This is a genomic window from Methanobrevibacter sp., from assembly GCF_045646205.1.
In the GTDB taxonomy this organism is placed as follows: domain Archaea; phylum Methanobacteriota; class Methanobacteria; order Methanobacteriales; family Methanobacteriaceae; genus Methanocatella.
In genome coordinates this window covers 12,471-25,362 of the sequence record NZ_JAZRKF010000033.1, presented here as the reverse complement: position 1 = coordinate 25,362, position 12,892 = coordinate 12,471, and the positions used below count along the sequence as shown (strand labels likewise).

14 protein-coding genes are annotated in these 12,892 nt (G+C 31.0%); 10 read left to right on the top strand and 4 right to left on the bottom strand.

Annotated features, from left to right (window positions below; all coding sequences use genetic code 11):
- Positions 1-4: 4 nt before the first annotated feature.
- On the top strand, positions 5-895 hold the full coding sequence (locus ACKI44_RS06840) for a radical SAM protein (RefSeq protein ID WP_407422826.1): 891 nt from the start codon (positions 5-7) through the stop codon (positions 893-895).
- On the opposite strand, the gene ACKI44_RS06835 is transcribed toward ACKI44_RS06840, so the two are convergent.
- Positions 890-1,279, bottom strand: coding sequence for a winged helix-turn-helix transcriptional regulator (locus ACKI44_RS06835; RefSeq protein WP_407422824.1), 390 nt, complete (start codon positions 1,277-1,279; stop codon positions 890-892). The genes ACKI44_RS06840 and ACKI44_RS06835 overlap by 6 nt on opposite strands.
- Before the next feature lie 137 nt (positions 1,280-1,416).
- Here ACKI44_RS06835 and ACKI44_RS06830 point away from each other — a divergent pair, with 137 nt between their 5' ends.
- Together ACKI44_RS06830 and ACKI44_RS06825 are read left to right on the top strand one after the other, a co-directional pair.
- A complete protein-coding gene (locus tag ACKI44_RS06830) occupies positions 1,417-2,064 on the top strand; it encodes a nitroreductase (RefSeq protein WP_407422822.1) in 648 nt (215 codons plus the stop codon).
- Between the two features lie 378 nt (positions 2,065-2,442).
- Entirely contained in the window at positions 2,443-3,336 is an 894-nt protein-coding gene (locus ACKI44_RS06825; protein ID WP_407422820.1) for a phosphatase PAP2 family protein, read from the top strand.
- Positions 3,337-3,413: 77 nt separating this feature from the next.
- On the opposite strand, the gene ACKI44_RS06820 is transcribed toward ACKI44_RS06825, so the two are convergent.
- Positions 3,414-5,144: an MATE family efflux transporter gene (locus ACKI44_RS06820; protein ID WP_407422818.1), complete on the bottom strand. Its 1,731-nt coding sequence runs from the start codon at positions 5,142-5,144 to the stop codon at positions 3,414-3,416.
- A gap of 1,485 nt (positions 5,145-6,629) precedes the next feature.
- Here ACKI44_RS06820 and ACKI44_RS06815 point away from each other — a divergent pair.
- The 6 genes from ACKI44_RS06815 to ACKI44_RS06790 all read left to right on the top strand — a co-directional run bounded on the left by ACKI44_RS06815 (position 6,630) and on the right by ACKI44_RS06790 (position 10,442).
- A complete protein-coding gene (locus ACKI44_RS06815) occupies positions 6,630-7,901 on the top strand; it encodes an STAS domain-containing protein (protein WP_407422816.1) in 1,272 nt (423 codons plus the stop codon).
- A 252-nt stretch (positions 7,902-8,153) separates the two neighbouring features.
- On the top strand, positions 8,154-8,282 hold the full coding sequence (locus ACKI44_RS06810; RefSeq protein ID WP_407422873.1) for a nucleotidyltransferase domain-containing protein: 129 nt from the start codon (positions 8,154-8,156) through the stop codon (positions 8,280-8,282).
- A 164-nt stretch (positions 8,283-8,446) separates the two neighbouring features.
- Positions 8,447-8,800 carry a HEPN domain-containing protein gene (locus ACKI44_RS06805; protein WP_407422814.1) on the top strand — a complete coding sequence of 118 codons (354 nt, stop codon included), beginning with the start codon at positions 8,447-8,449 and terminating at the stop codon, positions 8,798-8,800.
- Positions 8,801-8,986: 186 nt separating this feature from the next.
- A complete protein-coding gene (locus tag ACKI44_RS06800; RefSeq protein WP_292845747.1) occupies positions 8,987-9,559 on the top strand; it encodes a transglutaminase family protein in 573 nt (190 codons plus the stop codon).
- A gap of 123 nt (positions 9,560-9,682) precedes the next feature.
- A complete protein-coding gene (locus ACKI44_RS06795) occupies positions 9,683-9,880 on the top strand; it encodes a hypothetical protein (RefSeq protein WP_292845744.1) in 198 nt (65 codons plus the stop codon).
- A complete protein-coding gene (locus ACKI44_RS06790; protein WP_407422811.1) occupies positions 9,864-10,442 on the top strand; it encodes a zeta toxin family protein in 579 nt (192 codons plus the stop codon). The genes ACKI44_RS06795 and ACKI44_RS06790 overlap by 17 nt, the downstream gene beginning before the upstream one ends.
- A 532-nt stretch (positions 10,443-10,974) precedes the next feature.
- Here the strand turns inward: ACKI44_RS06790 and ACKI44_RS06785 are convergent.
- Positions 10,975-11,445, bottom strand: coding sequence for a hypothetical protein (locus ACKI44_RS06785; protein WP_407422809.1), 471 nt, complete (start codon positions 11,443-11,445; stop codon positions 10,975-10,977).
- The gene (locus ACKI44_RS06780) at positions 11,442-11,903 is read right to left on the bottom strand and encodes a DUF3990 domain-containing protein (protein ID WP_407422807.1); all 462 of its coding nucleotides are present in this window, start codon (positions 11,901-11,903) and stop codon (positions 11,442-11,444) included. Before ACKI44_RS06780 ends, ACKI44_RS06785 begins: the two co-directional genes overlap by 4 nt.
- Positions 11,904-12,424: 521 nt before the next feature.
- Between ACKI44_RS06780 and ACKI44_RS06775 the strand changes: the two genes are divergently transcribed.
- On the top strand, positions 12,425-12,883 hold the full coding sequence (locus ACKI44_RS06775) for a MarR family transcriptional regulator (protein ID WP_407422805.1): 459 nt from the start codon (positions 12,425-12,427) through the stop codon (positions 12,881-12,883).
- Positions 12,884-12,892: the final 9 nt, after the last annotated feature.

Genomic DNA, 12,892 nt, shown 5'->3' with positions numbered 1-12,892 from the left:
TAATATGCATTACACAGGACCGGTTTACAGACATCCGCTTGAAGCAAACACTCCAATTTTAGAAATCACATACGGCTGTTCATGGAACAAGTGCACATTCTGCAACATGTACAGGGACGTGAAATTTGGAGCGTCTCCAATGGAACATATTGAAGAGGATCTCCAGGAGCTTGCAAGCATTTATCCGCACAATTTACGAAAGATTACTGTGGCAAATGGTGATCCGTTCGCACTTTCAACTAAAAAATTACTGGAAATTTCAGACATGATTCGCAAATATTTCCCTGAAATATCAGTTATCTCATGCCAGACTTCAATCAGAAACATCATGCATAAAAAACCTGAGGAACTGGATCAGCTATATGAAGCAATGTATGATGACATCTACGTTGGGATTGAATCCGGATGTGATGACGTGCTGAAACTGCTGAACAAGGGATACACTTCCGCTCAGGAATATGAAACCCTTGAAAAGTTGAAAAATTCAAAAATAAGATATATTGCCCTTTTGATGGGTGGTGCTGGTGGAAAACAATTCAGACAGGCACACGTTGAAGATACGGCAAAGCTATTGAATACATATCCTCCAAAAATGATATCTATCATAACAACCGGAATTCCATCCGGAACTCGACTTGCCGAAATGCGGGATAATGGTGAATTTGTACAATTGACAGAACGGGAAATAATCGAAGATGAAATGGCTCTGATTGATGCATTGGACGTTCCAAACTCCGTGTATTTCTTTGGACATCATCAAAACAATGTTGCCCGTGTCAGTGGACACATGAAGGATAAGGAGAAATTGATTGACGGTTTCAAACAGAAAATTAAAGAGCTTGAAATCAGCAATCCGGAAATATTGGACAGTGCCCTTTCAAGGGAGTACCTATAACAGTATTTCCTCATAACCTTTTTTTATTTCTTCTTTAAATTCATCGTCCCTCAAGTCACCTTCAAGTTCATATAATCCAAAAATAACCATGTCATATAAAATCTTATTCATTTTTCTTCCCTTTTCAGTTAGGAAATATTCTGTATTTCTTCTGTTTTCGTCTTCAATGACATTTTTACAGATCATCCCTTGGTCTTCAAGATATTTTAAGGTAGATGACAACACAACATTGCTCAACTCAGGTTTATCCTCCTTGAATTCATTGAAATGCTTTTTGCCTGCAAATAAATCTTTCATGATTCCGAAAACCCATTTTCTACTCAACAAATCATTGACGCTGTTGATGGGACATGCTCCTTTTTGATATATAATACTTTTTTCCATAAGTAAAACCTGATTATATATCTGTCCGGATTAGTATTTATAGGATATGATATAAGTTAGTTTGAACTAACCTGTAAGTTTGAAATAACTTTTTAATTTATATTTGCTTGTGTTAAATATTAAATTAGGTGTTAAATATGGAATTTATAGAAGTTATGAAAAAAAGACACTCATCAAGAGACTTTAAAAAGGATGAACTATCTGAAGACATCTTGCGTGAAATTGTAAAAATTGCAGGTATGTCTCCGTCATGGGAAAACAGCCAGCCATGGAATGTGTACATTGCAACCGGTGAAACATTGGAAAAAATCCGTGAAACATGGATTGATGAAAACGACCAAAAAATCAAAGGATCTGCTGACATGAATCCGGGACACAGAACCAACTTCTCCGAAAGGGGTCAGAAAAACATGGCAGACTTTATGGATGCAATCGGCAAATACGAAGATGATGAAGATTTAGAATATTTCTTCCACACACAGCATATTTTATTCAATTCTCCTGCAGTCGTATATTTAACTTTACCAAAAGATTATACAAAATGGTCCGTTTATGATTTGGGGGGATTTGGCATGGCATTGATGCTTGCAGCAACAGATCTTGGTGTGGACTCCATTCCAGCGTATGAACTTGTTAAATACCCATACATATTAAGGGACAATCTTCCGATTCCAGAAGATGAAGACATTATCATGGGTATAGCATTAGGCCATCAGTCAGAAGAGCATATCAATACATATGATTCACCAAGACTCGACCTGGACGAAATCTTAAAAATTAATTAAAACACATTGCACGGGATACATAGTATCCCGTAAAATAATATTGACTTTTTTTATATTTGAGTCATAACATCACCATATTAAAACTATTCCGATTTAATGAAAAAATCTGAGTTAATCAGCTGATGATTTTCCAATACTTTCGAGTGGTAAATATATGTCAGAGCATATTTTATTATATTTTTTATATAATACAAGTAATATAACTTTTGAAATATGGGATAAATTTAAAAGTAATAAAAATATATATACTTCTTAGTTTTATATTAATAATTGAGAGCTAAAAGTAGTAAATATTTTGTATAGTATACGGGCAAAATCCTTTTTAATTAGTTCTCCAGTTAGTAATCTTTTTATTAAATGTCAAATATATTCAATAGTATGTTTGAAACAGTTTTTTATTTTCCGTGGGAAGTTTCTCTGATAATATTCTTGCAAAGTACTCTTCCAGGTTTCGTATTAGGATTTTTTGAAGTTATTGCAGAGGTGGTCTCTAAAAATGTCCTTGCATTGTTATTCATTTTAATCTATTTGGCATACAACAAGGATTGGGGTAAATTCACATTGCTTTCGTTGGGCGTGGCTGGTGTGTGCTGTGAATTTGTCAAGGTGACAGTTGCACGTTTAAGGCCATATGCTGCTGTTGATACAATCAAGTGCATTCGTGCCGATGTGGCCGATCAGAATCCTCTTGATTTTAAAATACAGGGATATTCGTTTCCAAGTGGACATACGATGATGGCAACCAACCTGTTTTTGGCAATTCCGATATACGTCAGGAATATTCAATATATATCTATTGGATTGGTTGGAGTTTTGATTGTTGCTCTTTCAAGGGTAGGATTAGGCGTTCACTTTCCGACTGATACTATTGCAGGGTTCATCATTGCTTTGGCAATAATCTTAATATTGGCTCGTATTTATGACAAGATTGAAAATAGGGCATATCTCTATTTGACTATTATCGCTTTGTCTTTGGTTGGTGTATTGTTCTGTCCTGAAATAAGTTATATTAAGTATGTGGCATTGGCTTTGGGAATTTCATTAGGTTTTCTTGTTGAGGAAAAATATGTTAACTTCGAAAATCCTAAAAGCAGAAGGGATGCAATAGTCAGACTTGTTGGAGCAGTCCTATTGTTTATATTGCTTTTTGTCTTATTCCCGAAATTTGCAGGCAATACCGACCTGGTTAAATGTATTGTGCATTTTCTATGTACTTTCATAATGCTTGCCATATATCCTTTAGCTTTTAAAAAGATTGATAGGGATGGATGACTTAATCCATTTAATCATCTTTACTTTTTTTGAGAATTTTTTTCACATCAATTAATATGTGTTGTGACCGTGTCAGATTAGCGTTTTAGAATTATGGTAATAAACACTATAAAAATCTCAGCAAGGATAAACCAAAGAATGGATTCATTACCATAACTATGCATGAATGTGAAAAGTATGATGGCAGAGACAACAAATCCAAATAACGAAAGTATAGGTCGATTTAATCTTGTTATTAGATAGATGCTGACTGTACAGATAGCTAAACAAATTATTCCGCCTATGAATATAGGATAATTATTAACCGAAATAGGTGAAAGCACAATCCATATTACTCCGATTATCAAGGCTATTAATGCTATATTTAACAGTATTTTTTTTAGGGTCTTATTTTTATTCGCTCCATTATCTTTGATTTTCGAATCTTCTTTCAAAAATTCGAGTTCATTATCAGATTTGAACGTTTTAACGACATCTTTATTTTCATATTTTTCATCAAAATTCTTGAACAAGTATCTTAAGAATACATAATATACAATTGCGAATATTATTTCAGTAATTGTTATTCCAATAAGGACACAGCTGCCATTAGACAGCATATTATTCAATACATATATTAGACTGGTTTCCAATCCAATTTTGATACAAGTGAATAACAGTGAATACATACTTTTTCCAAAACCGTCTAACATTTTTGAAGAAATAATGGAAAATGGAATTGAAAGCATTATGACTGTTCCCAAAATAGCTATCCAATATATTTCTGTTTGCATTCCAGTAATTGAAAAAAAGCTGAATGCAAAATCGCGCAAAATTATGAATGCTGTCATCACTACAACTGTTGTTATGAGAGATACTTTAAGTGTGTATTTATACATTTCATTTAATTCATTTAATTCATGTGCACCGAATAAATGTCCTGTAACGCTCATTAATGCCCTACCATAACCCTTAACAGGTGCACTCAATAAAGTTTTAAGTTTATTTGATGCGGAATAAAGTACAGGTCCAATAGGTCCCATTGTTATTGTTAATATACCATTAATAAATGATGATGAGAAAGCCCATAATCCATCATCCAGGAAATTAGGAAATGCGACTTTGAAAATTTCAACAAGTATATACCGGCGGAATTTAAAGTATTTTTTAGATAATGGAATTTTTGTTCTTCCAGTCAAATATAGAAATACAAAAACAATAAAAGGAATTAGTGAAGATAAAACAGTGGCATATGATGCTCCTTTAACTCCCAAATTCAAATTAAAAATAAAAATAGGATCCAATATTATATTTAAAATATTTGATGAAATTATGAATATGGTAGGTATTCTTGAATTTCCTTCTGCTTGTAAAGTTTCAGAGAAAAAATTAACAAACATGAATATATATGCAAAAGCTATAATTGGAATTAAATAATCCCAAATTAAAATATATGAGTCTGCCTGGTCTACACTGTATAATATTCCCTGAGCGAATAAAGTGCATATTACTATAAAAATCCATATTATATTTGTTAGAATTATTCCATGAATTAATGTATTATATGCACTTTCATAATCGTCAATTCCCATAAAACGAGACATCAGGGAATTTGCTCCTTGCCCAATTGAATCGCCGAATGAAAATATGAGAGAAACAAAAGGTATTGAAACACCCACTGCAAAAGAAGCATGAACGCTTATTTGTGATATCCAGGCCATATCGACAATACCGTAAATCGCATCAAAAATACAAAAAGCGATTATTGGTATGCTTAATTGCCAGAAGGATTTTTTAGGTGTTGAAACCATATCAATTTTTTCTTTCATCATTAAAAGTTTTATTTTTCTTTAATATATAGGTTTTACATTATATTTACAATAATGGGACGGATGTGATGTTTGTTGCAACATATAGTTTAAAATTTATATTATATTGAGTCAAATATTATGGTATCGCGGATAAAGTAGTAAATATATTGTATAGTATACGGACAAAATCTTTTAAATAATTTATTTTATTAAATAAGTTCTATTTTTTATAATAAAAAATATTATAATGGGGTTTCACTTTTTTCAAGATATAACATGGTAATATTGCGCCTATGCTGAAAACAATTATTAAAATTAAAAATGGTGCAATCTAGTTGAATTGTTATATATTTCTCTAGATGATATTATGAAATGATTTATCTAAGGACAATATACATATGGCCTTTGGTATGTAATCTTATTTATCATGAATGCAACTACACCAACATATTATTCTTGGAATAATGTTTTTCATTACGCTAAAACTGTAAAATTTAGAAGATTATTGGGAAGTACCTTCACTAAATCAATTAAACTCGATGTAACTATATTTTAAAAAAATCAACAAGTCAACCTAAATTTAATTTTATCGGGCACCTTTATTTTAAAAATTTCATTATCAACTTAACACTTGCATTTAATACTCCTTAAACTGCTAATCTAATTAATTACACTTATTTTACAAATTATCCATGGTAATTAACAGAATTTCCATTTTTCATCCGGCCATAATATTTTGCAGTGGCAGAGAAAAGTGTGTCTTTGATGGAGTTAAGTGCAGTTTCACATGCTGTAACACCTATGATAAATCATACAGTTACCTACAATAGCTACTTTTTTAGATTCGATTTAATGATTTGACATTAACATTAACGGATGCAATATTGTAAATAAAATCTGATTTTAAAATAGAATATATATGAAAGAGTTTCAATAATGTGTTTTGAATAAGTAATAGTGAATGTCAATGTTGTGTATTAATCCATGTTCCTAAAACAATTATAATTTTATGAAATCATTGCTCATTTTTAAAAATAAGAAATTTTAATAGTTTTAAGACAAAATATCTAATTTTAAAAATAGTAATATGATAATATATGGTTGGTGTTGTTTTTATCTAAATAATGCAAGAATACCATGACCTCTTCAGGGTCGTGGATGAATTGCATAAATGGAATTGAGAGTACTTTTCAAATGCTCTCTCTTTAAAATTAAATATTATTGTAATTAAATTACTATATAACAATCACATAATGATTGAACCGAGGGTTCTGCTAGGATTGCCTAGAAAAGACTCAATTAACCCATTGAGCAAAAAACAAATCTATGAATCCTCACCTTCTATAAGGTGAGGTTGTTCAATTTCATCAAAAATAGATTAACTTTTTAATATAGTAACTACTAAAATAAAATTATATTAAATAAAAGTGGATAATATAGGTATTAAATTCATTTTTTGTTTTAAATCGATATTTGGCGGAATATGTGTATAATAGGGATATTATGAATAATATGGTTAATTTTGAAGGAATAGGAATTGACCAAGAATTATTGGAAAGAACAAATCCTATATTTAACACTGCCAAGATGACTCTTTTTCAATTGGCAGCAGCAGGTAATGATGATGCCAAAGATGTAGTCGAAAGGTTGGGTCTTACACTGGAAAATACGCAGAATAGTGCTACAGTTAATGTCGATGAGGCTGATCTTTTCTGTAACAGCGTTGTTATGGAAATAAGATATTTTACTAATGGAAAACTCGCAATGGAATCCGGTTTTACAGATGCGGACTTGCCATGCGGTTTTACACCTCGGGCCATTGAATTTGCAAAAAGTGGCAAGAAATTTGTTGGAATGGATCTTCCCGCAACAATTAATGAAGTTGAACCTGTAATCATGTCACTTCTAGATGAAGATCAAAAAAAGCTTGTTAATTTTGAAGGTGTAGATGCAACTAATTATCAATCGCTTAAGTCTGCATTTGATAAGATTGAGGGGGAGGTATGCATAACAACAGAAGGGCTCCTGATGTATCTTACAGATTCTGAGATGGATGTCCTGTGTGACAATATTAGAAGGATTCTTGCAGAGCATGGAGGATGCTGGATTACTATTGATCCTGAGATGTCTCTTCTCTACCTTTTGATAGTAAAATCCTTCTATGGGGAGCGAACACGGGAGATTATGTGGCAGTCCAAGTATAGAATCGATGACAAATCTGATGTAGAAGCCGTAGAGAATACAATAACCATTAGCGTCCGAGGTGATGTTCAGGAAAATATGAAGAATGCAATGAATTATATTAAATCCAGGGGATTTAAGTTGGAGAGGCTTCCGTATGCTGACCATGTGCCTGAGTTTAAAAGTTTAGAAAAGGCAAATCCTAAGATTGTAGCTCAGATTAGGGAAGGTTTTAAGAGAGTATGTATCTGGAAGATTACAGTTGATGAATCAGTTAATGTTGACATTTCTGATGTCGGGGCAGAGTCATTTAATGCGGATGCATCAATTGATGGTGACAGGCTTAATTTGGTTTTATCAGGAAATCTTGATACATTGAGTGCACCTGAGCTTCTTGCCAATTATGAGAAGATTAAGAAAGATAATACTCTCAACAGTGTGTTCATTGACTGTTCTAAACTAGAATATGTGTCCTCTGCAGGGCTGCGCGTTCTTCTTATTATGCAAAATGACTGTGAGGATGGGGTTATAATGAAGTCATGTAATGAAACTGTTATTGGAGATTTATCAAATACTGATATAAAGATACTGTAAGAGCTAAAAATACATTATATTTTGTATAGTATACTGGCAACAAAAATTTTAATGATTTATATGGGTTATATTATTTGTTGGAGTTAAATAATTGTTTTTACTTGTTTTTTCGGTATATTATCTGTGAAAACATTCATTAACATTACTTCTGTTTTTTCATAAAGTCGGAGTTTGAAAATATTTATTATTAATGAAATTAATATCATTAATTATAAAGATTATTTGGGGATTATGTAGAATAATCGTGTTAAAATTGCTCATGAGTTTGCAAATGCCATTAATTCTGATAAGATAGTTAGAATTATATTATTCGGTTCTGTTGCTCGTGGGGAAGATACTGAATATTCTGATATTGATATTTTAATAGTTTCTGATTATTAGGAAGAAATTGACCCAATTATTACTGATGTTGTTGGTGATATTGTTTTTGATTAACAGGAACTGATTTCTCCACATATTATGTCAGTTGATAGGTTTAAAAACACAAAGGATTATTCATTTTTAACAAATGTGCTTGATGAGGGGGTTGTTCTTGTCTGAAGTTGATGAATATATTTCAAGCCAATGATAAATTAATCTCAAGCAAAATATTATTTGACAACCAGCAATATGCAACATCTGTTAGTGCAGCATATTACTGTATGTTTTTAACTTCAAAAGCATTGTTGATTAAGAAAGATTATAATCCTAAATCTCATGAGGGCATAATTTCTTTATTTGGTCAAGTATATGTAAATCAAGGTGATTTTGACAGGAAAATAGCCAAATATCTTGCACGTGCACAATCTTTGCGTGAAGATGCTGATTATGATGCTATTGATGGAATTACTGAAAGTATTGCAAAATTATGGATTAAAAATGCTGAAGAATTCATGGAAGAAGCTAAAAAGTTTTTATAACATAAATCTCCTGATTGACAATACTTATTTTAAGGTAATTGTTAATATTATAATGTGGGAGTTAAAAGTAGTAAATATTTTGTATAGTATACGGGCAAAATCCATTTTAAGAAGTTTTTTAGACTTATAAAACAATATTATTATTTTATTTTAGATTTAACTAATTATAATGAAGTGAACAATTAAATGAAAAAATATTTAATAGAAACTCCAAGCATTGATTATATGGATTCACATATTCAGAAAAAGGTTCAGGAATTAAAGAATCAATCAGATGATAATTTGGATTATATCAAGAGAAGTTACATCTTTGTTAGAGATGAAATTCCTCACTCCTGGGACATTAAAGCAAATGTAGTTTCAAGAACTGCCAGTGATGTGCTTAAAAACAAAACAGGCATATGCTGGACAAAATCATGTCTTCTCTCAGCACTTTTAAGGGCAAATTATATCCCATCAGGCATCAGTTATCAGCTGCTTACAAGAGCTGATGATGCAAGTGAAGGTTATATGATTCATGCTTTAAACACTGTGCATATAAAAGATTTGGATGAATGGATTAGGCTTGATGCTCGGGGGAATAAGGAAAACATTAATGCTTATTTTAGTTTGGATGAAGAACACCTTGCTTATTCAATTCGAAGTGAATTTGGAGAAATCGATTATCACGATAATCACGCTGATTTGGATGAAAGGTTGGTTACTATACTAATGGAAAGTATGAATATAATGGATATTTCAACAGATTTTGAGTTTTAGTTAAATTAATGTAATTCCATATCCATTAGGCAAGTGTTTTTTCATAAAGTCGCAGTTTGAAAATATTTATCATAAATGAAGTAGATATTTTATATTACAATTAGTAATAAGGGGGGGTTTGTTTTGGTTGAAGGAAATGAATTAGATTCTACTTATGGAATTTCTGATGAAGAACTTACAGAACTATTTAAAGCATCCATAAAGCTTGATAAGGAAATATGTGAAATTAAAGGACTTCCTATTGCTGGTTATGATGATGAAAATAAACGTGCTTACTTAGAGTATCCTGATGGAAGGAGAGTTTATGTCACAGAAAAATAGGCTTCCGGAAGTCATGATTTTCGCAGAACCAAATGGTGGTGGCAAAACCACAATAACACGTATGGCAAAAACTGTAGGTGTTTACATAAATGCTGATGATATTAAAAAATCAATTGCATGCAGTGATTTGGAGGCTGCACAGAAAGCCGAAGAGCTTAGGGAATCAATGCTGGAAAAAGATGAAGATTTCACATTTGAAACTGTGCTTTCAACAGATCGCAATCTTAAACTGCTTAAAAAGGCTAAAGAAAAAGGATATTTCTTAAGATGCATCTATGTCCTAACAGATGATTATGAGATAAATATTGCTAGGGTAAGGATGAGGGAGTCTATGGGTGGTCATGGAGTTCCTGAAGATAAAATCAAATCAAGATATCAAAAAGCACTTAAGTTAATTCCAGAATTAGTTGAAATTTGTGATATTGTCCATATTTATGATAACACTATTTCTCCTTTTAGAATATTTAAGAAAAGAAAAGATGTGTATTACCATTGGGAGAATAAATATTGGAATTACTCTGAAATTGAAAAACTCACTGGAATAAGTGAATATGAAAATTAATGTGGTGCACTCAATTTTTTAGCAGATGTCATGCAATATCCTCTTTTTAACAGTAATTATTTTAATGTTGTTTTGGCAATATTATATTGTAAGAGCCGAAAGTAGTAAATATTTTGTATAGTATACGGGCAAAATCCTTTGTACATAATTTGGGTGTTATTTTACTTATTACTCATTAATATTGGGTTTTTTCTTCATTAACTTAATATAACTTATTTTATGATTTTGTTAAGTGGAATATGTTTATATTTTTAAAAAATAAGTCTTTTTTTAAGGAATTAATTTGGCATTTTTTATTAGGTATTTATATTTTGTATAGTTTTTTTCAGTATATTGACTTTATATTTGAAGTAAATTCTTTGAAATATTATTGGGAAAACTCTTTATTGATGTTAAGGAGAGTTGGATTTTGTCATGGGGATGTTTGAACCAATTTTTGAAAGTAGGATGTTGTTGTCTGTTTCCAGCACACACTGAATCGTATAGATTTTCCTTGTTTTTTAGGCGATTTTTAATTTTATATTATTTTAATTTAAAAACCTCCGTTTTGATAAGCTCGGGCTATCACATAAGAAGGTTCATAGAAAGCACTGCAGTTATAATTATCTATCACATCACATATGTCATCATTATATACTCTTATAATGCCGTCAACATAATCCTCTTTGGATGATAGGGTGTTTATAATCAAACGCTGATATACTGCGCCCATATCAAGTGGTGTTGGAATGATTGTGGCAAGTTCCTTATCAACAATGGTAATATCATAATCTCCATTTTCAAGTTCGTAGTCATTAATCCAATCTGCTTCTACTTTCAAAGGATTTTCACAATGTAGGGCTTCTGCACAGCTAATCAGGTGATATAGTCCATCTCTTCCAATTGTATTTACAACATATTTATTTTTTTGTTTTATATGTCTTGCCACTCTTTCTATCATGTAACAAATAAAGTATAAATCATTGATTTTAATATCTTCATCTGGAAAATATTTATTTTTCATAATATTTCACTTCCTTTAAATGTTAATGTTTTAAGTGATTTTTCAGTGTTAAAGCAAATTTGATGTGTTGGATAATTAAATTTCACCAGTTCCCAGAATGCTTCTCTTGAAATGTTGCCTTCGATAAATCCTTCAATGTAATTCCAAATTTGATCATCTGCCATAGGCCCTTCCACTATATCATAGTTATGTTCTATGCCATTTCGACAACTTACAATGAAATTCAACCATTCTTCACACATTTCGTTAAACTTCAGAATGTTTAAATCAGCATTTGGGACATATTCATATAAGTTTACAACTGATTCTCCTTTTTTTGTCATAGCCCAACGTTTTGCTTGCTTTTCAAATAGGGTACAGTAAAAGCCATAACCAAAATCCTTATAAAAACCATTCTGTAGAATACGTGGAAAGGGCACTTCCACATTACTTCCATGATATAATATATTTTTATCCATATGACAACATCTGCTTTTTTAATATTTTAATATTCGCATGAACTCAAAATTTAAACACTGAATTCCTGGTGAAATTAACTTCCTGTAATTTCATAATTATGATTTTGTTTAATTAATATATACTATTTTTCGCATATAAATTTTCCCCAATGTCTGCAATGGGAAAGTTAAATAATGCGGTTAAGTAAACTTAAAAAGATTAATGATTCCCGTTTTATTACTTATTCCAATAACTATTTATCGTGTATAATATTCATTTTTTAAGAATTATGAAACTTTTCCCATAAATTCTATTTTTTGAAATTTACTTCGGATGGTAAATTACTATTTTACTGTCATTCATAATTAATTTTCATAGTCAACTTAATATGTTTATGATTTATCAGTTTTTTGATATCTTATGTTTCCATTTGATTATGTTATCTGATTCTTATATGTAAGATTTAGGTTTTATTATCCTTCAATTTTTTAGAATCAGTTATAATACTTAAAATACATAATATATATTTAAGTGGTTTTTTATGATTGATTTAAATTCAGGCGATGAAAGAATACCTTTCACACCGGTAGCCCTATATATTGATTATATCAGCATTCAATACACCAAGTATTTGAAAGACAATTATTCTGAAATTACTCCCCGTGATTTCACATATTTGAGTACTATTCATCATAATCCGGGTTTAACTCAAAGGGAATTGTCTGAAATATTATTTGTTTCAGAAGCTAACGTTGCTCAAATAATTAAACGGCTTGAGAAAAACGAATTGGTACATCGTGGCAGTGATGAAAATAATAAGTCTAAAAAGATTCTCAATGTTACTGATAAAGCCAAATTAATTATTTCTTCACTATTAAAAGAAATGTATGAATTTGATTCTAAATTTTTTGATGATTACAGTGATGAAGAGGCAGAAAAATTCAAGAAGATGATTCATGCATATTATGAGTGGGCTAACTTATTCGTTAATTTTAAATAGTATAGTTCA

Excerpts from the sequence above, each read along its gene's own strand:
- ACKI44_RS06805 (WP_407422814.1), top strand. The coding sequence starts at position 8,447 with ATGAATATATTTCAAGCCAATGATAAATTAATCTCAAGCAAAATATTA.
- ACKI44_RS06835 (WP_407422824.1), bottom strand. The coding sequence starts at position 1,279 with ATGGAAAAAAGTATTATATATCAAAAAGGAGCATGTCCCATCAACAGC.
- ACKI44_RS06785 (WP_407422809.1), bottom strand. The coding sequence starts at position 11,445 with ATGAAAAATAAATATTTTCCAGATGAAGATATTAAAATCAATGATTTA.
- ACKI44_RS06775 (WP_407422805.1), top strand. The coding sequence starts at position 12,425 with ATGATTGATTTAAATTCAGGCGATGAAAGAATACCTTTCACACCGGTA.
- ACKI44_RS06780 (WP_407422807.1), bottom strand. The coding sequence starts at position 11,903 with ATGGATAAAAATATATTATATCATGGAAGTAATGTGGAAGTGCCCTTT.
- ACKI44_RS06840 (WP_407422826.1), top strand. The coding sequence starts at position 5 with ATGCATTACACAGGACCGGTTTACAGACATCCGCTTGAAGCAAACACT.
- ACKI44_RS06815 (WP_407422816.1), top strand. The coding sequence starts at position 6,630 with ATGAATAATATGGTTAATTTTGAAGGAATAGGAATTGACCAAGAATTA.
- ACKI44_RS06790 (WP_407422811.1), top strand. The coding sequence starts at position 9,864 with ATGTCACAGAAAAATAGGCTTCCGGAAGTCATGATTTTCGCAGAACCA.
- ACKI44_RS06830 (WP_407422822.1), top strand. The coding sequence starts at position 1,417 with ATGGAATTTATAGAAGTTATGAAAAAAAGACACTCATCAAGAGACTTT.
- ACKI44_RS06820 (WP_407422818.1), bottom strand. The coding sequence starts at position 5,144 with ATGAAAGAAAAAATTGATATGGTTTCAACACCTAAAAAATCCTTCTGG.
- ACKI44_RS06800 (WP_292845747.1), top strand. The coding sequence starts at position 8,987 with ATGAAAAAATATTTAATAGAAACTCCAAGCATTGATTATATGGATTCA.
- ACKI44_RS06825 (WP_407422820.1), top strand. The coding sequence starts at position 2,443 with ATGTTTGAAACAGTTTTTTATTTTCCGTGGGAAGTTTCTCTGATAATA.